This is a genomic window from Thermococcus sp., assembly GCF_027023865.1.
Lineage (GTDB): Archaea > Methanobacteriota_B > Thermococci > Thermococcales > Thermococcaceae > Thermococcus.
In genome coordinates this window covers 85,196-105,871 of record NZ_JALVUC010000019.1, presented here as the reverse complement: position 1 = coordinate 105,871, position 20,676 = coordinate 85,196, and the positions used below count along the sequence as shown (strand labels likewise).

Genomic DNA, 20,676 nt, shown 5'->3' with positions numbered 1-20,676 from the left:
TACGGGACAGCATTTTTATACCTCACCCAAAGTTCTTACGGTGGTGTCGATGAAACCGAAGGTTCTCATCACGCGGGAGATTCCCGAGAACGGATTAGAACTACTCAGGAAACACTTTGAGGTCGAGATCTGGGAAGATGAGCACGAGATACCTAGGGAGGTTCTCCTTGAGAAGATCCGTGAGGTTGACGCCCTCGTCACGATGCTCAGCGAGCGGATTGATGAGGAGGTTTTCGACGCCGCCCCAAGGCTGAGGATTGTGGCGAACTACGCCGTCGGCTACGACAACATTGACGTTAAAGAAGCCACGAAGCGCGGTATCTACGTCACGAACACACCCGACGTGCTCACGAACGCCACCGCCGACTTTGCCTGGACGCTTCTCTTGGCTACCGCCAGAAGGCTCGTTGAGGCCGATAAATTCGTCCGCTCCGGTGAGTGGGAGGAGAAAGGAGTCGCCTGGCACCCGCTCATGTTCCTTGGCCACGACGTCTACGGAAAGACCATCGGAATAGTGGGCTTCGGGAGGATAGGACGGACGATAGCGAGGCGCGCCAAGGGTTTCGGCATGAGAATCCTTTACACCGCGAGGAGCAGGAAGTCGGAGGCTGAGAAGGAGCTCGGTGTGGAGTTCAGGCCACTCGAAGAACTGCTGGGGGAGAGTGACTTCGTGGTTTTAGCGGTCCCGCTCACGAGGGAGACGTATCATATGATAAACGAGGAGCGCCTTAAGCTTATGAAACCGACCGCGATTCTGGTAAACATAGCCCGCGGAAAGGTGGTTGACACCGAGGTGCTGGTGAAAGCTTTGAAGGAGGGCTGGATCGCCGCTGCCGGCCTGGACGTCTTCGAGGAGGAGCCTTACTACCACGAGGAGCTGTTTAAACTGAAGAACGTGGTTTTAGCTCCTCACATAGGGAGTGCAACCTACGGGGCGAGGGAGTGCATGGCGGAGCTTGTGGCAAGGAACCTAATAGCCTTCAAGAACGGCGAGGTCCCGCCGACTCTGGTTAACGGAGAGGTTGTAAAAGTAAGAAAGCCTGGCTTTAGACAGTGAAGGGCTAATCCGGCACGTTATTCGTCCTCTCACTCCAGCGGCTCCCTCCCATATCTTAAGAAGTCGAGGAAGCGCTCATCCTCACCAACCAGTGCGCTCAGCACCGCGTTGACATATGCATCGAACTCCTTCTTCTTTATGACGACGGAGTGGTGAGCGTATTCGAGTGGGATTACGTACTCGTCCTCTGCCACCGAGAGGATCTTCGCAAGCGTCTCCTCGAAGTCTTGTTTCTCCGGTACCTCAAGGAGGTAAATTAAGCCGCCGTCGGCGAAGCGCACGTAGGCAGGCCTTATCCTCGCGCCCTCTATCTTCCTTCCATTGAGGACGAGGATGTCGCGCAGATTCTTGAAAAAACCGTGCTCCATTAGGTCGAGGATCATCTGGGCCAGTGCCTCCTTTGAGCCGACCTTCGATGAAAAGCGCAGGTAGCCTTTTCTATCGGTCAGGGAAGCGACAACAGGGGTATCCACCATTATCGGAACCTTTTTCAGCTTTTCTCTCTCTGCAACGGTCTGTATGATGTCGGAGCGGTAGAACGTCTTGGCCACCGAGGCTATTTCTCCCCCCAGAAGTTTGTCAAGGGCGTGGAGATACTCGAGGTACTCAAAGAGGACTATTAAGTTCTCTGTATCAGCCACCCACCAGAGGTTTCTCTTCAGGCTTTTCGAGCCTTTCTCCATGAGTACCTGGAAAACGCTCTTTCCTTCCCTTCCACGGGCGAGCAGGGACGGGCCGGAAACAATTCCCTTCTTGAATTCGCGCCTCCACTCGCGCCACTTGAGGTCCAGTGCCTCAAGAAAATCCAGCGAGGCCTCGAGCAGGTTTCTTCCGTGGGCGGTGTAGAGTTTCCGAGTCGTTGAGTTGGCGTAGTGGGGGGGTCTTATTATGGCGCCGCTTATCGTGCCGTCCATCAGCACGAGGTCCGATGTTTCCGCGGCCAGTGCACCCACCCTCTTCTCCAGGGTGTCCATGTGAATCCTTATTCTGTCGTCGGCGTTGCTGTAGGGAAAAAGCGTTCCGATGTCGTTCCAGTAGTAGATGTCGTCGCCGACGGCCGAAGCTGAAACGGCGTAGATTATCGCCCCGCTCAACCTCCTCGCCATCCTGCTACCATCCACGGCGTAAACGCTTGCCTTTTCAGGCTCCGGAAGATTCCCCCACCGGTAGTGCTTTCTCACGAGGGGGACGAGCCTTTCAAGCTCTCCGCGGCTCTCCTCAAGGAAGTGTCTGATCTCCTCAATATGCCTGTCATCAATACGCTCCAAGGCTCTCAACCTCCACCCTGCTCTTTCCGCCGGCGTTCTCCACGCGGATGACGTAGTCGGCGGCGTCCTTCAGCTCCTCATCGTGGGAAACTATTATCACCTGCGGTATCTTCCTGAGCTGACTGGAAATTACCTCTATGAGCTTCTTCCGTCTTTCCTCATCGAGGAAGGGTGTTGGCTCATCCAAAATCAGTAGCTCAAGGTTTCCTACCTTGTACAGCGAGAGCGCCAGGCGGAACGCTAAACCGAGTGCTATCCTCTCACCGCCACTTAGGAACTCCAAACCAACTTCGTTCCCGGCGTAGAGCACCTTCAGCTCTATCCTCTCCTTTCCGTACTTTTTTTCCCGTTTGAGCTTTATCCCCTGGTACTTGCCCTCTGTCATTTCCGAGAAGGTTTCTCCCGCGAGCTTCTGAACCTCCTCCAGCCCGCGAAGCTCCTCCTCCGCCTTGAGCCTTGCCACCTTCTCCTTAAAGATTGTCATATCCGCTATGGCCTTCTCGACGGTTTCTATCTCCTTCTCCGCATCTTCAATTTCCTTTTCCTTGGCTTTCAGCTCGTCGAGGAGCTTGGCAACCTCGTCTCTAAGTTCTTCCGCCCCTTTAAGCTCTGCCTTCGCCTTCTCAAGCTCCCTCGCACTCTCCATGTATCTCTTTTCGGCCTCCCTGTAATTGTCGTCCGAGAATTCCTTTGAGAGCTTTTCTATTTCCGCCGCCAGCTCCTTTGACTCCCCCTCCAGTTCCTCAAAGGTTTTAACGCTTTCTTCACGCTTCCGCTCAATGAAGGTAAGTTTTTCCCTGGCTCTCGTTAGCTGTTCTGGAACCCCCTTCAGGGACAGGTACTCACGGTAGGCTGGCTCGAGTTCTTTAAGCCTCACCTCAACCCCGTTAAAGGAGGTAAAGCCTTCCTTTTCCAGCTTCTTCTCTATCTCCTCCTTCTGTATTCCTATATCGGCGAGCCTATTCTTTACCTCATCAAGCTCTTTTCTGGCGTCTTCAAACTCTTCAAGCTCCTCCTTGAACTGTCTCAGCTCCTTCTTTATCTCGATTAGCCTTGCCTTGGTATCTTCAAACTCCTCGGCGGCCTTTTCAAGCTCCTCCAAATCGTACTCGAAAAGCTTCTCCTCGGCCTCCCTCAGCAGGTCGGCGGTCTTCTTCAGCCTTATGAGCATTGGTTCCTTCTTGATAATATTCCTTAGCTCTGGTTCTCCCTTTTGGAGCCTCTTCAGCTTCTCTTCAAGTCTCATCAGCTTCTTTTCGATGGAAGTTATCTCTGCGTTGTACTCAGCCTTTATCTCCCCCTCGTCGTGCTCCCCGATGGGTCTCTTGCACAGTGGACAGACTTTCGCCCCCTCAAGCTTTGAGAGGTTCTCTAGGAGGCTCTCCTTCAGCCCTTTGAGGCTTGCCATCTCCTCCCTTATCCTTGCCGCTTCCTCACGTAGGTTTTCTAGGTCTTCCTTCGCCTTTTCAACGGTCTTCAGGTTTTCTTCGATCTCATCAGGGGTGGTCCTCGCCTTCTCAAGTTCCTTCCTGTACCTCTCCGCCTCAGTCTTCAACTGGAGGGCGCGTTGGTGAAGGGAGTTCTTCCGCTTAAGTTCCTCGTAGGTTTTCCTGAGGGTCGTCTCATCTTTCTCTAGTTCGACTATCTTTTTGGAGATCCCTTCAATCCTGGAGGTTTTCTCTTCGAGCGTCTTTTTCTTTTCAGTCAACTTGGCTTCCGAGAGTTCAAGTTTCGCGAGCTCATCCTTGAGAGAAAGGAGGGACTTCAGCTTGAGGTACTCCTTCTCCAGAGGTTGGAGCTCCTTTAGACGGGAGAACTTCTCCTCAAGCTCCTCTATCTCCTTCTTGACCTCGGAAATATGATCCTCGTAGTCCGCTATTCTATCCTCTTCGGCTTTTATCATCTGCTCGAGAATGGCCTTCTTCTTCCCCAATTCTTCGAGTTTCTCCTTCAGAGCTTTGAGGCAGGAGTACTCTTTTTCCGCTTCCTTGAATTCCACTTCGAGCTTTCTCATCCTCTCTCTCAGCTCTCTTATCCGCTTCAGCGTCTCGGAGAAGCGCTTCTCGGCATCATGGAGGCCCTCTTCAACCTCAGCCTTCCTCTCGATGAGCTTCTTTAAGTACTCCCTTTTTCTCCTCAATTCCCTTATTAGGTCAGCCGCGTTCCTCTCGGCGTTTTCGTAGTCCTCTATGCCCAAAACCTTCCTTAGAACCCTCTCCATCACCTCGCGGTTCGTGATTAAACCCTCAATCTCGCCCTGTCTTATGTAGAGGGCGTTGGTAAAAACCTGCATCGGGTAGACGTTACGTTCCACCCAGCGGGCTATATCCGAGCTTTTCTCCGCTATCAGTGAGCCGTCTTCAAGGAGTTCACTCTTTTTAGTGTCCCGGGCTATTTTGTAGGTCTTCCCGTTGTGCTCGAACTCCAAAGTGAGGGCTATGCCTCCCTTGGCGTTAACGCGGGTGTTGGTTTGGAGGTAACCCCTTGGAAAGCTGGGATGCCCCATGTAAAGGGCCGTGAAGATAGCCTCGAGGATTGAGCTCTTCCCTGCACCGTTCTGACCTATCACTAGGTTTATACCGTCGCTGAACTCAACCTCGCTCTTCTCGTGTGCTTTAAAGTTCTTGATTTTAATCCTCCTTACCCTCACGGCGTATCCCTCCTCAGCCATGCGTCGAGGCTTGCTGGATTTTTGGGTTTTAGGGTGGGTTTCTTTTTGTCGTTCTCTTCCTTCCCGAGCTTCTCCCTTTTTGCTGGTTCCTTACCTTTAGGTGGTTTCTCAGGGGCTTTAGTCTCCTTCTTGGAGGTTTTTTCCCCAGCTTTCGCTATTTTTTCTTTCTTTGCCTCCAATGTCGTTGGGGTCTTCTTCGAAATCACGGCCTTCGCTGGTATCCCCTTCCCATACCTCTCCATTAGCCAAGGGATGAACTCCGAAATCCCCTCTGAGAACTCCTTCGGAGGGACGCGAAGGTGCATCAGCAGTTCCTTCTCCCACTCCGTGAACAGCTCCTCCTCGCTTAATCTCTCCTTTGATAGAACTGCCTCCCCAACGACCCTGCTTCTGAACGTGTAGTATTTTATCCCGGAATCCCTGAGCAGGTCGTTGAACTCAGCTAAGGCGACACCCCCCTTAATTGTCCCCTCTAGCGTTATTACTGCAATGGCGTCCTTTGGGATGAGCGATGAAACCTCCTCGACCTTCCTCCTCAGCTCGGCTTTGCTGTTCCCTTCAACCCTGACCGAGTAGAATGGCCTCGTCCCGACCTCCACGAACTCCGGCTGGAAGTCCTCAACGATGTAGAATCCTTTAGGCTCGCGGTTCTCCATTACCTTTGGCTTCCTGTCCCTCGTGGAATAGCGGATTAGGTGGCTTGCCTCCCTAACCTCGGTCCTCTCTAAGGAGCCGGGATAAACCAGGGGACCGCTTAATCCAGTTTGAGAAGGTTCCGCAATCCTCCTGACGTGGATGTGCCCGAGGGCGTAGTAGGAGAATCCGTCCGGGAGTTCGCTCAGTCTGAGGTCGAACGCATCTTGATAGGGCGTGTCCTTGGCCAGGTAGTCAACTGCCTGGTGGAGCATTAGAATCCCCTTCTTTCCCTTGAACAGGGTTTTGAGAACATTAATAGAGCCCTCTTTTCTTATGAGCTGCCAGCGCGTGTGGTGCCTCAGTCCGTGGATTTCAAGGTCGCCGATCTTTCCCCATACGAGATAACGGTTTTCGGAAAGCCTTTTACTTTCTTGGAACTCACCCTTCCTTGGCTCCCTCTTGAGGCCAACGGTGTATACCAGCCCAAGGTGCTCGAGAAGGTCGAAGACTGACGTCTCCCTTATGGTCTTGTCGTGGTTGCCCTCTATCGCGAAAACCGGGATGTCCTTTTTCCTCGGCAGTTCAAGGATCTCGACGGCATCGCGTATCGTCCTCGGCGACGGTCTGCTCACGTGGAAGAGGTCTCCGGCGATGAGTATAAAATCAACGTTGGCCTTTACAGACTTCTCGACGGCCTCGCGGAAGGCCTTGAGGTAGTCGTCATAGCGGAAGGGCTGGTTGAACTGCTCCCTCCCAAGGTGAACGTCGGCGATGTGCGCGAACTTCATAGTGACACCTCACAGCGGGAGAGCCTTTATAGCCTCCTCTTCCGTCGTGTTCTCTTCCTCGTCCTTCCCCTCGAGCCACTCAGCGACTATATCGATGTCCCCACCGCCGTAGTGGCCCTTCATGTCCTTCTCGAAGCTGTATATTTTTACCATCGCCGGGATCGTTATTGCGTAGCCGACTATCACCGCTTCACCAACACCTAGGGAAGCAATATCGCTCAGCAGATCTTCGCTTATCTGCTCGCTTGCCTGCTGAACGTAGCGCTGGTCGTTCGGCTCGACGAGCTTGAGGATGATCTTCGTGTTGGTCTGGCTCAGGATGTCGTCGTCCAGCTTCTTCGGCCTCTGTGAGACTATGCCAAGGCCGACTCCGAACTTCCTGCCCTCGCGGGCAATCTTGCCGAGCCAGAGCGTTGCCGGGTTCTTTTCACCCCTTGGTGCGAATATGTGTGCCTCCTCAGCTATAACCAGCAGGGGCTTTTTCACAGCCGGATACTCCTCGGCTATCTCCCTCATCGTGGTCCTGTCGTTGGTTCTGGCGGCCTTTATGTAGTCGATGCGGTTCTTGAGGATTCCCCTGAGAACAAAGCTCGCGAGGGTTATCATCTGATCCTCTTCCATGCCACTCAGATCTATGACGTTCACCATTCCGGGTCTTATCTCACTCAGGACGTTGATCGGGCTTATGAACTCGCCGAAGTTGGCACGAAGCTCGCTTAAATAATCTTTTAGTCTTATCAGGGAGTCGAGGTCCTTCGCCTGTATCTTCCTCGGCGTCTCGATGCCCCTCTCGTCGTAGTAGTAGATGACCTTGTCGTCGGTGTTCTCGTAAACGCGTATCCACTCCTCTATCTTGTCCTCCATCTCGTGGATGAAGTCCATTCCTCCTACAATGCGCCCCTTCCTGCGCATCTCTTCCCTGACGGTTCTGTAAACCAGCCCAAGGAAGCGTCTCTGAAGGCTGGCGTTTTCGGCTATCCCAAGGAGCGTGGCGAACTCGCTGAGCCTTATCCTCCCGGGGTCTATAGTGGCCTTTATCGGGTTCACGCGAGCGCCGGGCCAGCTCAAATGCCTGTACTCGCCGTGGGGGTCGAGGAGGACAACCGTCGCGTTGACGTTGCTCACAAGTTCCTTCGTGAGAACCGATATGGTGTTGGACTTTCCGGCGCCGGTGACGGCCAGAACCGCGAAGTGCCTCGAAACCAACCTGTTTGCGTCGAGGTTGACCTCAACGTTCTCCCTCGCTATCAGCCTCCCGAGCCGTAGGTGCCCCTGCGAGAAAATTCTCTCCAGGTCTTCATCCCTCGCGAGATAAACCTTCTCACCCGGCTTTATAGGGACGCGGTTGGGGGCAGGTTTGGTGAGAAATTCCCCGCTTATTCTTCTGAGAACACCTAAAACCTTCGCCGTCGCGAGTATCTCCTCACTCTTGTCTAAGACGCCCTTCGAGAAAACGTTGACCGTCTTCTCAACGTAATCGTAGCTCCCCCTTCCTGCGTCCATAAGCCAGTTGACGTTTCTTATCGACTTCAGAATGGCTAAAACCTCATCCCCATCCCTGTTTCTTGCTATGAGAAACTCCCCAAAGCGGGGAAGCCCGTTCTTCGGGTTCACTATGAACGTGAAGTGGTCGGTGGTCGATTCACCGAACACGATTCCAACGGGGTTATCACGCTCCATATTACCACCTTTAGTTGATTTCCCCTGTTGGAACAAAAACCTTTCGCCTGAAACCGTAACCCCTAAAAGCTATCCCATCAATCCCTTTCCATGGAGAACGCCCGAAGGATCCTCCTCGTCACCGGCAGGCTCGCCGAGCCTCTCGTGAGGAAGTACGGGAAGGGATGCGAGGTCTTCGTTACACCGATCAGTGTCGCGGCCTTCCTCACACCTGAGCTTATAGTGCACTACCTGAGAAAGGCCGGAGTCCGGAGTGAGGACTACGACCTAATACTCATTCCGGGCCTCGTCCGTGGTTCGGCCCAGGTCATAGAGGACGAACTTGGTATCCCTACCTTCAAGGGACCGAGGAACGCGATTGATCTGCCCCAGACACTCAAAGCCTTAAGTGAGGGCTTCAAGCTGAGCAAAGAACTTCCCGCCGACGACCTCTTCTCCGTTGATGCGCTTAAGAGGGTGGAAGACATTCGAAACAAAACGAGGAACGAGCGCTACATCGAGAATGCCCTCAAAAAGCCCTGGAACGTCCTCATCGGAAACCTCCCTGCTGGAAGGGACTTCCCTGCGAGGATTCTGGGGGAGGTTGTGGACGCTCCTAAGCTCGGCGTTGAAAAGACCGTCGAGAAGGCCCACTACTACCTCCGTGAGGGTGTCGATATAATCGACATCGGCATGGTTGCCGGGGAGACCAACCCCGACTTCATCGAGGAAATCCCGGAAATCCGCGAGCGACTCAAAGAGAACGGCTTCCAAGTCCCGATAAGCTTTGACTCGCTCAACACAGCCGAGATTGAAAGGGCCCTTGACTACGTTGACCTCTTCCTCAGCGTCGATGAGGGCAACATTGAGGGGCTTGTAACCGAAAAGCCGGTCGTTCTAATTCCGACGAACCAGAGGGAGGGCTTCTTCCCAACGAAACCGGGCGAGCGCGTCGGTTTCCTCGAAAGGCTGAAGGAGAGGGCCTTTGATTTGGGTTACAAAACGGTAATCCCTGACCTCATCCTTGAGCACGTACCCCACCTAGCACGCTCCATCACGGCTTTCCAGTTCTATCGCGAGAGGAACCCCGATGACGTTCTACTTGCGGGCGTTGGAAACGTGGTGGAGCTTTACGACGCGGATAGCATTGGCATAAACGCTCTGCTCGCTGGAATCGCAAAGGAACTCTCGATAAACCTCCTCCTCACAACGGAGGTTAGCGCCAAGGCGAGGGGGTCTGTTAGGGAGCTGAGGCGCGCTATAGATATGAACCTCTTCGACCTTCCCAAAGACCTCGGCTTCGACCTACTGGTGCTCAAGGAAAAGAAGCCTGCGGAGTGGAAGTTTGAGCCTGCCGGGGAGATAATAGAAGCCAAAGAAAGACCCGTTAAGCTCGAACCCCTTTACTTCCGGGTCTGGGTCGAGAGCGGTAAAATCTGGATGAACGCCCACCGCGGGACAAAGGTAGTGCTCACGATAACCGGAGAGGAGCCCAGCGCGATAATCGATACCCTCCTGGAACACTTCGAGATAAGCCCAAGGCACGCCTTCTACCTCGGGCGGGAGCTTGAGAGGGCATATACGGCACTGAACCTCCGCAGGAGCTACGTGCAGGAGGTCGAGCTTTTTGAGAGGTTCTATAAAAGGGGGTGCTAGGATGGACATCTTTCCAATAGGTTACGTCAAAAAAGAGAACGGAACGTTGGTTGAACTGTTGCCCGAGTTCATTGAGGGGCTCGATGGACTGAAGGAGGGTAATTTTGTAAAACTCCTCCTTTGGTTTCATCTCTCTGATACACCAGAGAAAAGGAGAATCCTAAAGGTTCACCCTCGCGGTGACCCTAAAAACCCACTTAGAGGAGTTTTTTCAACCCGCTCCCCGGTTAGACCTAACCCGATAGCAGTCTACACCGTTAGAATACTGGAGATAACAGATGGGAAACTGAAAGTCGAGGACATAGACGCCCTGGATGGGACACCGGTTTTGGATATTAAACCCTTTGTTGAGAGGTTGGACTGTCCCCAGACTTCACTCTCCCTTTTCCGCTAAGCGATCTCTGCCTCCCCTTTATTTAAGATTCTGCATAGCGGGTTTTCTGAATAGCTCATCCAGTTCCATCCTCTTTGCCTTTATCTCCTCGTAAAGTTTTCCCACTCTCTCCTCCTTTTTGGGGTACTTCATTCTGAGGCTTGTGAGCAGGCCCTCGAGAAAACTCAGAATTGAGAGCTTTATGTAGTCCTCACCTCTCTTTGTCTCAAGTCCATCGTTCAGTGTTACGAACGAGTCAAGCCTCGCCAGGAGTGCTTTCTCGTCAAGCTCTTCAAGCAGTTTCCTGACCTCTTCAACCTCTGGAACCTCAACGGTCATTTTATCACACCCCCTTCTTTCCTCAGAGCTTGAGTCCAAAAAACCCCACCGCGTTTCTCTCGGTGACCCTCTCAACTTCCTCAAACTCCATCTCCCTAAGCTCCGCTATCCTTCTAACTGCGTAATCCACGTTCCACGGGTAGTTCTTCTTTCCCTTGTAGGGGCTCATGTATGGTGAATCAGTCTCGACGACGATGTTCTCAAGCGGTAAAACCTCGGCCGCCTCTCTGACTGCTGGGATGAAGTCTATCCCCGTGTTGATGCCGATTATGTGACCGTTCTCGGCTACTTCTTTAGCCAGCTCAACGCTCCCCGCATAGGAGTGGAAGTAGGCCCTTACACCGGCTCTCTGAGTCTCCTCAAAGACCTCCCTCTCGGCGTCTCGCGCGTGGAGGACAACGGGAAGGTCCAGCTCGGCGGCCAGGCTTAGGAAGTGGTGGAAAATCCCTCTCTGGTTCCTCCTCTCCTCCTCGGTCTTCGCGTAGTAGAAGTCCAGCCCTATTTCACCCAGGGCCACTATCTCACCGGCGTGCTCGCGGATGAAGGCTCCCACCCTCTCGACCTTCTCCCAGTTGCCCCTTCTGGCCTCGTTCGGCGCGTAGCCCAGTGTTGGGTGAACGAAGCCAAAGTGGGGCCTGAGCAGCTCCCAGCTCTTCCAGACGTGGAACTTCCTGTATTCCGTGATGGAATCGACCACTGCCTTCAGGTGTTTTCTGCTCTCCTCGACGACTTCTCCAGCGTTTCCCTTGAACATCTCGACGTGACAGTGGGCGTCTATCATGGTTGGGACTTCTGAACCGGGTAGAAAAGCTTTTCTGCTGAGGGCGGTATCTGTAATTGTGATTGAGTATGCCGCACCTGTCGCCTGAACTCAAGAGATACATGGAGAGGGTTATAGAGACCCTTAGAGACCGACCGGTTAAGGAGATACTGAGCTACGCCATCTTCAACGAGCGAGACGAGGTTGAGTACTACCGCAAACTGGCGGAACACGCCGGCAGGGAGAGTATAAAGATCCTCTTCATCCAGATGGCCGACGAGAGCCAGGAACACCACGACAGACTTTATTCCCTATTCAAAAAGCTGTATTCTGATGAGGAACCTGTTAAGGTTGACGCTCCCCCCATTGAGGTTGCGCCCTTCTACCCGGAGTTTGAGACGGTGGATGATTACCTTGGGGCACTCGGGTATTGCATGCAGAGCGAGCTGTTCGCCCAGCAGACCTACGAACTCCTCTCTCAGAAGGCAACACGCGAGGATTCCAGGGTTCTGTTCGCCCAGCTCGCGGACATGGAGAAGAACCACTACGAACGCCTTAAGAAGGCCTACGACCTGCTTGCCGGCTTCAATGCCAGAAAAATGCTCCCGGAGGATGTCTCGCCCGGTGGCTACCTTTTCCCGGACAGAATAAAGGCCCGCTACATGCTCCTCGACCTGATGGGAAAAGGTCTTAAGCCCTACGTTTTCAGTAGGGATCCTTCGAAGAGGCTATTCGATTGGTTCAAGCGTGATGATATCAACGCGGTCTGGGTAAGCTCCGCGCCCGTTAAAGGGGTGGTAACTCCAGGCTCCCTCATCAGCTCGAAAACCGACTTGGTGGACCTCCTTGAGAGTGAGAATGCTGTCCTCCTCATCGAGAACTTCGAGACGATAGTCGTGAGCGGGGGGTTTGTTAGGGCTTTTGACATGGTTTCTATTCTCAGGGACGTTGCTAATTGTGTCAGGCTCCTACCTCCTCGTCCACGCCAAGGAGAATGCCCTGCCCGAGAGGGAGTGGGCGATACTCGAATCGGAGCTTGAAGTAATAGATTGAGCTTATAGCTTCCTCGTCTCCCAGATTACTCTACCATCATTCCTAACGACCCTCAGGATGCGGTGGTATGGTATCTGGGCGTCGCCGACGAAGAAGTATCCATGACCGAGTTCTATCGCATCAACTGGAATCCTCTTCACGTCTCCATAGGCCCCGCGGTGCTCAATGATAATATAATAATCACTTTCATCCTCGCGCGGGTCGTACTTGATCCTCGCCAGCACCTCCTTGACGGATCCCTTCCTCATGGAAGCCACCCCAGTATCTTCGTGAGGTTCCCCTTCCAGTTGTCTATGTACCTACCGTGTCCGGGGAGACCGAAGTCCACCTCGAAATCCGAGAGCTTCTCAATGCTCTCCCTCAATTCCCGGCCGTTCCCGGTGGGAAGGTCCGTTCTCCCCACCGTGCCCTTGAAAACCGTGTCCCCTGTGAACATAATCCTCGTTTCTCCGTCGTCGAGGTAGAGGCATGAGCTTCCGGTGGTGTGGCCAGGTGTGTGGATCAGCTCAAGCTCTAAAGAGCCAATTCTGAGCTTGTCTCCCTCCTTGAGCTTTAACTCAACTTTCTGCGGTTCGAATCTCCTCCCATAGGAGTAGGCGAGGATGACGTAATCGTCGCCCTTCTCAAGGGTTTTCGCGGTTGTTTCGTGGGCGGCGAAGAGGGCTTCAATACCCTTCCTTTCTAGCCATCCCTTCAGTGGTCTGTTTCCCCCGACGTGGTCGAAGTGCTCGTGAGTGTTGAAAATGAAGGCTTTCTTCACTCCGTTGAGATGACCTTCCCTCTCCCAGATTTTGGTGTAGACGTGCCAGTTGACCCCCGTCCCGGTGTCTATTATCAGGGCCTCGTCACCGTCCCGCACGAGGTAGATGTTCGAGTCCCACGCTATTCCACGGAGCATCACAGTGTGGGGCGGGAGCTCAACGGGCACCAACTCCCTCGGGAACCCCTCTATGGAGCTTATTTTCATGCTCTCACCTCTAGGGGCTTGAGGGGGCCACTCCCCCATCACCCCGTCGGAAGGGATGAATCTCTTCATCGCCCCATCGGATTACGCGGCGATGTTTATAAACTCAACCGCGAAGACCAATTAGGTGACCCAAATGAAGACCGAACGCGCGAAGGAGATACTCCTTCGGCTTTTAAAAATCCCTTCTCCGTCAGGCAGAGAGGACAGGATAATGCTCCACATCATGGAGTTCCTTCACAGGCTTGATTACGACGTTCGCATCGAGAGCGACGGCGAGATAATAGACTTAGTTGTGAACCCCGACGCGGACCTTTTCTATGAAGTTCACGTTGATACGATTCCAATGAGGGAGGAGCCCTTCGTCAGGGGAAACATAATCTACGGAACAGGCTCGAGCGATATAAAGGGTGGAGCAGCCGCGATACTCCTCATGCTTGAGAGCCTGAAGAAAGAAGGCAAAGACCTCAACGTTGGAGTGGTCTTCGTCAGCGACGAGGAACTCGGAGGAAGAGGCTCTGCCCTCTTTATGGAGCGCTACAAGCCCAAGATGGCCGTCGTGCTCGAACCTACAGACTTGGAAGTCCACGTAGCCCACGCTGGCAACATTGAAGCTTATTTCGAGGTTGATGGGAAGGAGGCCCATGGAGCGTGCCCCGAGGGCGGTGTCAACGCCATAGAGGAAACCTACAAGATGCTCGAGGAGATGAAGAAGCTCGAGCCGTTCAAAGCTAAGGGCAAGTACTTCGACCCGCACATTGGCATACAGGAGCTAATCTGCGAGAATCCCATCTACTTGATTCCTACGTTCTGTAAAGGCCGCCTTGAGGCTCGCCTTCTCCCGAACCAGGAAGCCGAGGACATACTCGACCTTCTCAACCCGATTCTAGATGAATACACACTAAAATACGAGTATGCCGAGATATGGGACGGCTACGAGCTTGATGAGGGCGAGGAGATAGTTCAGCTCGCTAAAAAGGCGATGGAGAAAACTGATATAGACGAGTTCGGTGGCATGAGGAGCTGGACCGACGCGATAAACTTCATGTACAACGGGACGAAAACCATAGTCTTTGGCCCCGGCAACCTCGACATCTCACACACGAAGAACGAGCACATAGACGTCAGGGACGTTGTTACGGCGAGCGAGTTCCTCAAGGTCCTCAACGAAGTTTATGGTGGTGAGTGAGGGTAATTCTTATTAGTAGCTCCCACCGGTTAAGGGGGGAGTTAGAAAGGCAGCCTACGATTCACCCACGTTTTCTCCTTCTTTGCCCTTCTCCTTTTGATCCACCCAGAACTTCCTCGTCCTGATGAACTGTCTCTCACGCTCCATGAGGGCTACCAGAAGTGCATCCCCCTTGTACTGTGCCAGAATTCTCGCCGCGGTGTCCGGGCCGGTTCCGTAGCTGGCCAGTGCCAAAACCGCCTCGAAGCCGTAGGCGTCCACCAGGTCAGCTGCTTTCAGAAGTTTCCTGTAAACTCTCTCCTCCTTCCTTTCGAGAGGCTTTCCGTGGCGAACCTTATCCAAGACAGGCAAAAATTCCTCGGCATCGATTGGGTGGGCAACCGCTAACATCCTCGAGCCACAGCGCGGGCATTCTCTGTTTTTGATGCTCCTCAGTCGTGAAACCTTCGTCTTCGAGTTCCAGCCGCAGTTTGTGCAGACCAGAACTACCTCATGGTCGAGTAGTCTGTTCCTGAACAGCTCAAGGATCTCATCCCTCTCAAGGGTTCCACTCAGCAGGAACTCCCCGCCTACGGTCATGTTGAGCCTTGCCAGCGTCGATGGCTCCCTTCTGAGGGCCGTTTTCACCCTCATAGTACTCCCCTTGAGCATTTCGAGGACAAGTTTTCCTTTCCTCACGTCAACCTTGTCGTGGTACAGCTCGTTCAGAGTCTCCCTCTCGATTACCGTTCCCTCAAAGAGCCTCTCTATCCTCCTGATCCTCGCGTCCCTTCTCAGAGCACCGAAGCGCTTCGCCACGTTCAACATCCTCCAGCGGTAGGCGTGGGAATCCCGGAGGGCCCTTGAAACTATGAACTCCAGCCTCTCTGGATCCCCGTAGAGGTAGCCCTTGGCCTCCTCTGGGTTCAGTTGGAAGGGTGTTTTAAACACAACCGCATGGGCCTGTGCCCTGACGGAGAAGACCCTGCCGTAGCGGAGGATCAGGAAGGAGTGTACGAGCCTCCCAAGGGCCTCATTCGCTCTGTTGCCAAAGTCCGCGTGGATTACAAGCGCTTTAGGCGTGCTCTCCACAATGATGTCCATGTCTGTCGAGAATGGCTCGCTTCTTATCTCCTCGAATGCCCTTCTCATTTCCTCCTCCCTGAAATCGACGCCTTTTAAAAGCTCCTTCGCCTTCTCGAAGTCAAAGGCCAGCTCCCTTTTCAGCCTGCCGACGGCGAGGGCAACGCCGAAGGGAACTGGAATCATCTCACCCTCCCAGCTCGGTATCGCACTCTCTAGGCTTCTGCTCTCGCGGACTTTAATCAACCGGCTCTCATCGTCTATCTTTAGCACTATCCAGCTCCGTCCGTTCATAACGAAGTCCATGCCCTCCTCCAAATCCACCACAAATCTCTCATCAAGCCTTCCGATTATGTGCCCGCTCCCGGCATCCAAAACCCTCCAGGAAACCTCATCCGGTATCGTTGAGAGGTTCTCGTAGTAGTACTGGAACGCTCCTCTGCGGAGATAGAGGAGGTTTTTCTCCTTGTCGTAGCCCACCAGCCTTGCATCCTCAAGAACACCAAGGACGTCGAGGTAGTCTTCCCAGCTTAGCTCTCTGTAAACGTAGGCCCTCCTCGCTATCTCGTAGGGTTTCTCTCGCGACAGACGCTTGTACTCGATGAGCACCCCAACGATGAAGTGAGCGAGGACGTCGAGGCCGCCCATCGGCTCAACCGCTTCAAAACGGCCTTCCAGTGCATACTTCGCTATTATCAGACTCTGGAGGTAGTCTTCGACGTTGGATGTGATGACGTAGGCTTCGCTGACCTCCCCAATCCTGTGTTTTGCCCTTCCCGCGCGCTGGACTAGCCTGTTGACCTGGCGGGGACTCATGTATTGAATCACAACGTCAACATCACCTATGTCTATCCCCAGCTCCATCGATGAAGTACAGATTAAAGCCCGGATTTTACCTTCCTTCAGTGCATTTTCCGCTTTAACGCGCGCCTCCTTGGCGAGTGAACCGTGGTGAACCTCCACTGGCTTCCCCCAAGCCTTGAGGCGGTGGGCCAAGATCTCTGCGAACTGGCGCGTGTTGGTAAATATGAGTGCCTTTCCGTGCTTTTCAACGATTTCCCAGAGGAGCCTTAGCCTGGTCGCTATATCCGGCGAGAGGCTCAGCTCCTCTGCAAGTTGTTCATCTCCCCCATTTGGTATGGGGTAGAGGACGTGGAAGCGGTAGTTCTTTTTCCACGGGGGTTTTACCGTGGTGTCGGCCTTCAGCCACTTTCTTATCTCCTCCTCGTTGCCGACCGCGGCGGTCATCCCAATTCTCCTGAAGTCCGTTATCTCTGCGAGTCGCTCGAGGTTTAGAAGGAGCTGTGCCCCGCGCTTGTTGTCCACCAGCTCGGCTATCTCGTCTATTATCACAAACTTAACGTTTCCAAGATGCTTTCTAAACGATTTAACCGTTAGGATAACGCCAAGGGTTTCGGGGGTGATGATGAGCATTTGAGGTGGGTTCTTTGTCTGTCTGGCCTTCCTGTAGGCAGATGTATCGCCGTGCCTCACCTCGACGCGTATCCCAAGCTTCTGTCCCCACCACTCGAGCCTCTCCAGTAGATCCCTGTTCAAAGCCTTGAGCGGGGCGATGTATAGTGCTGCTATGGGTCTAAGGTCCTTCTCAAGGATTTCGTCGAAGACTGGAAGAACAGCGGCCTCCGTTTTTCCGGAACCGGTTGGAGCGATGATTAAAACACTCTTTTTCCCATTAACCTCTTTGAACGCATCCTGCTGGAGCCTGTTGAGCTTCCCGAAGCGCTCCTTGATTGCCTTTTTGAGGAGGGGATGCATGGTTTAGGGAAGTAGTTTTACTTCTTGAACCTTCCGGTAGTCCTCATCAAAGGTGGCAAGGCCATCGAAGCCGTGTCCTATGCAAGTGCCTAGTATAGTTGCATCGTTCGGAAGGAGGCCGTACTTGGACATCAGTCTCTTTACAAGCCCCCAGTCCTGCGAATCTGGAAGAACCTTAATCCATAAAAGTTCTAGAGTTTCATCTATCGCCTTGAAGTCTCCATAGAACGGCCCATATCTGCTCTTTGAAAGGAATTCCTTGAGCTTTCGGTAAGATGTGATGCCAAATTCTCCCGGCCTTTCTCCTCATGGAGGAGTAATATAGCTCGTTGAGGACCATGGTGCTTACATAAAGCTCCTCTGCCCTCAGGAGAATCGCTGTCGCTTTTTCAGTGAGTGGTGTCTCAAAGAGATAGCTGTAGAGAACGTTCGTGTCAAGGAGAATCCTCATCAAGCATCTCCCCGAGAAACCTTTCCACGTCGTCTGCTTTAGCCTCTCCCAGTCTCCCGGCGAGTTTTTTATTAACTCTTCTCTCCCGGCTATCTTGATTACCAGTTTGTCCCCTACCCAGGGTTCAACATCGTCCAGCAGTATAATCTCCGTGCCTGTAAACTCCTTTAACAATCTTCTCCATTCTTTCTCCTCAATAGGACGTTTGATGTTCATCTCTTATAACCCTAACCGCTAAGCTTATAAATTAATATATCGTCCGATATGTCGGTGATAAAGATGAACGTCGCGAAGAACGGCGAGACCTATGACCTCAAATATGCGAAGAAGGCCATGCTGGTCGTTGTCATCCTTCCACTCCTCGTCATGTATACCGAGGCCATGCTCACCCCCGCTTTGCCTACCATCCAGAAGGAGTTCATGATAAATCCCAATGACGTGAGCTGGATTCTAACCATCTACCTCCTCGTCGGAACTGTTAGCGTCGCTCTCTTCGGAAAGCTCGGTGACATGTACGGCAAGAAGAAGATGTTCCTCATTGCACTGGCGTTTTACACAACGGGTGTTAGTCTAAATGGCTTTGCTCCGAGCTTTCAATGGCTTCTCGTGACGAGAGCAGTCCAGGGTGTGGGAATGGCGATCTTTCCCCTGGCCTTTGCCCTAGTCCGCGAGGAGTTTCCGCCTGAGATGGTGCCCCAGGTTCAGGGAATGATAAGTGCCATGTTTGCGGTGGGTATGGTCATAGCGCTCCCATTGGGAGCATGGGTTACCCAGAACTACGGATGGAGATGGACTTATCACTCCGCCGCCCCCTTTGCAATACTGATGTTCTTCTTAGCATGGAAGGTTCTCCGCGAGAGCCGCTACATCAACCCTGGAAAGGTTGATTGGATAGGTGCGTTGCTCCTGACGGTGGCGGTCGTTCCCGCCCTCGTTGGAGTTACCCGGGCACCGAACATCGGCTGGACCGCCCGGCAGACGTTGGTCCTCTTTGGGGTTGCGGTAGTTGGAGCGATCCTCCTCGTCCCTTGGGAGAGGAAGGCTGAGAATCCCCTCATACCCCTCGATATAATCTCCGCTAGGAACCCGGTCATAGTCAACATTGGAATAATGTTCGCGGCCTTCGGCATCTCGATGATGAGCCAAGCAGACACTTACATTCTCCAGATGAAGCCTCCCTTCGGCTTCGGCAAGACCATCCTTCAGAGCGGCATTTTGATGACCCCAATGGCCGCCGTGATGCTCGTCGTCGCGCCCCTCGCGGGTAAGGTAATGCCCAAGGTGGGGGCAAAGCCCCTTGCGATGACGGGTACCCTCACGGCCAGCGCGGGCCTTGTCCTCCTCTCCAAATACGCCACCCAGCTCCCCCTCTGGGAGTTTGTGACCCTCATAACCATCGTCGGGACAGGGATAACGCTGATGAACATCTCCCTCATCAATGTGCTGGTCTTTTCAGTATCGCCGAGGGTGATGGGAGTTGCAACCGGTGCCAACAGCCTCTTCAGGAACTTCGGTTCCACGTGGGGGCCGGCGGTAGCTGGAACGGTGATGAGCACTTATTATATCCTCTTCCACCCCCCAGGAACCCCGAGTTTTGTACAGATAAAGATACCAACCTCCAAGGCCTACGAGGTGCTCTTCGGAGCATCCGCTATAATCTTCCTCCTCCTGGCTATCCTAACCCTTGCCATCGTCGAGGTCATGAAGGGCGGAAAGATAAAGGACGTGGAGAACAAAGGGGAGGAAGAGATGGCCAATTGATCGCCTAGTTTTTCTTTTTGGCCTTTTATTCCCGTTTTCTCAATTACTCCCCGTAAAACGCCCTCAGGTAAAGCTCTCTTATCTCACTTGGCTTTGGTTCCACGGGGTTGAAAGCAACCAGCCCGTCGTGGTAGGCCTTCTCCGCCATTTCATCCAGCCTTTTTATAAATGTCTCCTCGTCGATGAGTTCTTTTAATGGAGGCACTCCGGTTCTTTCGTTCAGCTCTCTCACGGCTTTGATGAGTTCTTTCCAGCCTTTCAGGCCGAGTTCCCTCGCTATCTCATCATAACGCTTCCTCGCGTAGCCACTCCTATCCGCGTTGAACTCCATCACGTAGGGGATCAGGATGGCGTTTAAAAGCCCGTGCGGTCCCATCCACGCCGCTTTGTGGCTCATGGCATGGGCCAGCCCAAGGCGCGCGTTCAGGAACGCTACTCCCGCCATCGTGGCCGCGTAATGAACTTTTGCCCTCGCCTCTTCATCGCCCTTAATTGAGAGCGGGAGCCACCTGTAGACGGTCTTTATCGCCCGGATAGCCATTGCGTCGCTGAAGGAGCCGGCGACGTTGGTCGTGTAGGCCTCTATTCCGTGGACGAGGGCATCCAAACCGGAGTTCCGGGCTACCTCGGTGAGCATGGTCCTTGGAAGGCGGGGGTCAAGGATTGCCGCATCGGGCGCTATCTCCGGACTTACTATGTTGTATTTTACTCCGTTTCTCTTAAGCACGCTCGCCGCTGAAACCTCACTTCCGGCACCGCTCGTCGAGGGTATTGCGATGAGCCTGGTTTTGAGTTTGGGAACAGGTTTGGGCTTTGAAAAGCGGTCAATGAAAGCTATCTCCTCGAATTTAAGCTCCGGAGCGTCATAGAAGACCTTGAGAGCCTTGGCTGTGTCTATGACACTCCCTCCCCCAAGGGCAACGAGTAGATCAGGTTGGAATTCTTCCCTCAACTTGGGCAGTAACTCCTCGATGGTCTCGACGCTAGGCTCCGCGGGAAGGCCCGCTACAGAGAGCACCTCTGCTCCTGCGTCTTGCGCGTAGTCCCTCGCCTCGCTAAGAAACCCATGCCTTTTCATTGACCCTGAAGCGAGTATGAGAACCCGCTCATGGCCTTTGGCCTCTGTGGAAAGGGTCTCCAAACTCCCCTCTCCTTCGATAATCTTCGTCTTCAGCCAGAACATGGGTACCACCGGATATAGCTGGACACAAGG

The 20,676-nt window shown here is 53.4% G+C and carries 18 protein-coding genes; 6 read left to right on the top strand and 12 right to left on the bottom strand.

Features of this window, described 5'->3' with window-relative positions:
* Positions 1–49 precede the first annotated feature (49 nt).
* Complete coding sequence (gene gyaR / locus MV421_RS06190) at positions 50–1,057, top strand: glyoxylate reductase (protein WP_297518155.1); 1,008 nt, start codon at positions 50–52, stop codon at positions 1,055–1,057.
* A gap of 29 nt (positions 1,058–1,086) precedes the next feature.
* On the opposite strand, the gene MV421_RS06185 is transcribed toward gyaR, so the two are convergent.
* The 4 genes from MV421_RS06185 to MV421_RS06170 are packed head-to-tail and all read right to left on the bottom strand — an operon-like array spanning position 1,087 to position 8,100.
* Positions 1,087–2,325, bottom strand: a complete 1,239-nt coding sequence (locus tag MV421_RS06185) for a DNA double-strand break repair nuclease NurA (RefSeq protein ID WP_297419034.1) — start codon at positions 2,323–2,325, stop codon at positions 1,087–1,089.
* Positions 2,312–4,996: a DNA double-strand break repair ATPase Rad50 gene (rad50, locus tag MV421_RS06180; protein ID WP_297503116.1), complete on the bottom strand. Its 2,685-nt coding sequence runs from the start codon at positions 4,994–4,996 to the stop codon at positions 2,312–2,314. The genes MV421_RS06185 and rad50 overlap by 14 nt, the downstream gene beginning before the upstream one ends.
* Positions 4,972–6,420: a metallophosphoesterase gene (locus tag MV421_RS06175; protein ID WP_297417338.1), complete on the bottom strand. Its 1,449-nt coding sequence runs from the start codon at positions 6,418–6,420 to the stop codon at positions 4,972–4,974. The genes rad50 and MV421_RS06175 overlap by 25 nt, the downstream gene beginning before the upstream one ends.
* A gap of 9 nt (positions 6,421–6,429) precedes the next feature.
* Positions 6,430–8,100 carry an ATP-binding protein gene (locus MV421_RS06170; protein ID WP_297417341.1) on the bottom strand — a complete coding sequence of 557 codons (1,671 nt, stop codon included), beginning with the start codon at positions 8,098–8,100 and terminating at the stop codon, positions 6,430–6,432.
* A 90-nt stretch (positions 8,101–8,190) separates the two neighbouring features.
* On the opposite strand from MV421_RS06170, the gene MV421_RS06165 reads away from it, so the two are divergent.
* Positions 8,191–9,735, top strand: coding sequence for a dihydropteroate synthase-like protein (locus MV421_RS06165; RefSeq protein ID WP_297417344.1), 1,545 nt, complete (start codon positions 8,191–8,193; stop codon positions 9,733–9,735).
* A gap of 1 nt (position 9,736) precedes the next feature.
* The gene (tsaA, locus tag MV421_RS06160; RefSeq protein ID WP_297417347.1) at positions 9,737–10,129 is read left to right on the top strand and encodes a tRNA (N6-threonylcarbamoyladenosine(37)-N6)-methyltransferase TrmO; all 393 of its coding nucleotides are present in this window, start codon (positions 9,737–9,739) and stop codon (positions 10,127–10,129) included.
* Between the two features lie 18 nt (positions 10,130–10,147).
* On the opposite strand, the gene MV421_RS06155 is transcribed toward tsaA, so the two are convergent.
* Entirely contained in the window at positions 10,148–10,447 is a 300-nt protein-coding gene (locus tag MV421_RS06155; RefSeq protein ID WP_297417350.1) for a DUF3216 domain-containing protein, read from the bottom strand.
* 22 nt (positions 10,448–10,469) lie between these two features.
* Positions 10,470–11,228: a YchF/TatD family DNA exonuclease gene (locus tag MV421_RS06150; protein WP_297417353.1), complete on the bottom strand. Its 759-nt coding sequence runs from the start codon at positions 11,226–11,228 to the stop codon at positions 10,470–10,472.
* Positions 11,229–11,296: 68 nt separating this feature from the next.
* Here MV421_RS06150 and MV421_RS06145 point away from each other — a divergent pair, with 68 nt between their 5' ends.
* Positions 11,297–12,247 (top strand): ferritin family protein, encoded by a 951-nt coding sequence (locus MV421_RS06145; protein WP_297503135.1) that lies wholly within the window; start codon positions 11,297–11,299, stop codon positions 12,245–12,247.
* Between the two features lie 15 nt (positions 12,248–12,262).
* On the opposite strand, the gene MV421_RS06140 is transcribed toward MV421_RS06145, so the two are convergent.
* On the bottom strand, positions 12,263–12,508 hold the full coding sequence (locus tag MV421_RS06140) for a DUF504 domain-containing protein (protein ID WP_297417355.1): 246 nt from the start codon (positions 12,506–12,508) through the stop codon (positions 12,263–12,265).
* On the bottom strand, positions 12,505–13,227 hold the full coding sequence (locus MV421_RS06135; protein WP_297417358.1) for an MBL fold metallo-hydrolase: 723 nt from the start codon (positions 13,225–13,227) through the stop codon (positions 12,505–12,507). Before MV421_RS06135 ends, MV421_RS06140 begins: the two co-directional genes overlap by 4 nt.
* Positions 13,228–13,360: 133 nt before the next feature.
* Between MV421_RS06135 and MV421_RS06130 the strand changes: the two genes are divergently transcribed.
* On the top strand, positions 13,361–14,413 hold the full coding sequence (locus MV421_RS06130) for a M20/M25/M40 family metallo-hydrolase (RefSeq protein ID WP_297417640.1): 1,053 nt from the start codon (positions 13,361–13,363) through the stop codon (positions 14,411–14,413).
* Between the two features lie 54 nt (positions 14,414–14,467).
* Here MV421_RS06130 and MV421_RS06125 read toward each other — a convergent pair whose 3' ends face one another.
* From MV421_RS06125 to MV421_RS06115, 3 genes are read right to left on the bottom strand one after another with little or no spacing between them, the layout of a single operon-like run.
* Entirely contained in the window at positions 14,468–17,251 is a 2,784-nt protein-coding gene (locus tag MV421_RS06125) for a DEAD/DEAH box helicase (protein ID WP_297518011.1), read from the bottom strand.
* Positions 17,252–17,254: 3 nt separating this feature from the next.
* Positions 17,255–17,458 carry a PIN domain-containing protein gene (locus MV421_RS06120; RefSeq protein WP_367184461.1) on the bottom strand — a complete coding sequence of 68 codons (204 nt, stop codon included), beginning with the start codon at positions 17,456–17,458 and terminating at the stop codon, positions 17,255–17,257.
* Positions 17,451–17,918, bottom strand: coding sequence for a PIN domain-containing protein (locus MV421_RS06115; protein WP_297417405.1), 468 nt, complete (start codon positions 17,916–17,918; stop codon positions 17,451–17,453). Before MV421_RS06115 ends, MV421_RS06120 begins: the two co-directional genes overlap by 8 nt.
* 63 nt (positions 17,919–17,981) lie before the next feature.
* Between MV421_RS06115 and MV421_RS06110 the strand changes: the two genes are divergently transcribed.
* Positions 17,982–19,463, top strand: a complete 1,482-nt coding sequence (locus tag MV421_RS06110; RefSeq protein WP_297417646.1) for an MFS transporter — start codon at positions 17,982–17,984, stop codon at positions 19,461–19,463.
* 43 nt (positions 19,464–19,506) lie between these two features.
* Here MV421_RS06110 and MV421_RS06105 read toward each other — a convergent pair whose 3' ends face one another.
* Entirely contained in the window at positions 19,507–20,646 is a 1,140-nt protein-coding gene (locus tag MV421_RS06105) for an iron-containing alcohol dehydrogenase (protein ID WP_297417649.1), read from the bottom strand.
* Positions 20,647–20,676 lie beyond the last annotated feature (30 nt).

Excerpts from the sequence above, each read along its gene's own strand:
- gyaR (WP_297518155.1), top strand. The coding sequence starts at position 50 with ATGAAACCGAAGGTTCTCATCACGCGGGAGATTCCCGAGAACGGATTA.
- rad50 (WP_297503116.1), bottom strand. The coding sequence starts at position 4,996 with ATGGCTGAGGAGGGATACGCCGTGAGGGTAAGGAGGATTAAAATCAAG.
- MV421_RS06175 (WP_297417338.1), bottom strand. The coding sequence starts at position 6,420 with ATGAAGTTCGCGCACATCGCCGACGTTCACCTTGGGAGGGAGCAGTTC.
- MV421_RS06170 (WP_297417341.1), bottom strand. The coding sequence starts at position 8,100 with ATGGAGCGTGATAACCCCGTTGGAATCGTGTTCGGTGAATCGACCACC.
- MV421_RS06165 (WP_297417344.1), top strand. The coding sequence starts at position 8,191 with ATGGAGAACGCCCGAAGGATCCTCCTCGTCACCGGCAGGCTCGCCGAG.
- tsaA (WP_297417347.1), top strand. The coding sequence starts at position 9,737 with ATGGACATCTTTCCAATAGGTTACGTCAAAAAAGAGAACGGAACGTTG.
- MV421_RS06155 (WP_297417350.1), bottom strand. The coding sequence starts at position 10,447 with ATGACCGTTGAGGTTCCAGAGGTTGAAGAGGTCAGGAAACTGCTTGAA.
- MV421_RS06150 (WP_297417353.1), bottom strand. The coding sequence starts at position 11,228 with ATGATAGACGCCCACTGTCACGTCGAGATGTTCAAGGGAAACGCTGGA.
- MV421_RS06145 (WP_297503135.1), top strand. The coding sequence starts at position 11,297 with ATGCCGCACCTGTCGCCTGAACTCAAGAGATACATGGAGAGGGTTATA.
- MV421_RS06140 (WP_297417355.1), bottom strand. The coding sequence starts at position 12,508 with ATGAGGAAGGGATCCGTCAAGGAGGTGCTGGCGAGGATCAAGTACGAC.
- MV421_RS06135 (WP_297417358.1), bottom strand. The coding sequence starts at position 13,227 with ATGAAAATAAGCTCCATAGAGGGGTTCCCGAGGGAGTTGGTGCCCGTT.
- MV421_RS06130 (WP_297417640.1), top strand. The coding sequence starts at position 13,361 with ATGAAGACCGAACGCGCGAAGGAGATACTCCTTCGGCTTTTAAAAATC.
- MV421_RS06125 (WP_297518011.1), bottom strand. The coding sequence starts at position 17,251 with ATGCATCCCCTCCTCAAAAAGGCAATCAAGGAGCGCTTCGGGAAGCTC.
- MV421_RS06115 (WP_297417405.1), bottom strand. The coding sequence starts at position 17,918 with ATGAACATCAAACGTCCTATTGAGGAGAAAGAATGGAGAAGATTGTTA.
- MV421_RS06110 (WP_297417646.1), top strand. The coding sequence starts at position 17,982 with ATGAACGTCGCGAAGAACGGCGAGACCTATGACCTCAAATATGCGAAG.
- MV421_RS06105 (WP_297417649.1), bottom strand. The coding sequence starts at position 20,646 with ATGTTCTGGCTGAAGACGAAGATTATCGAAGGAGAGGGGAGTTTGGAG.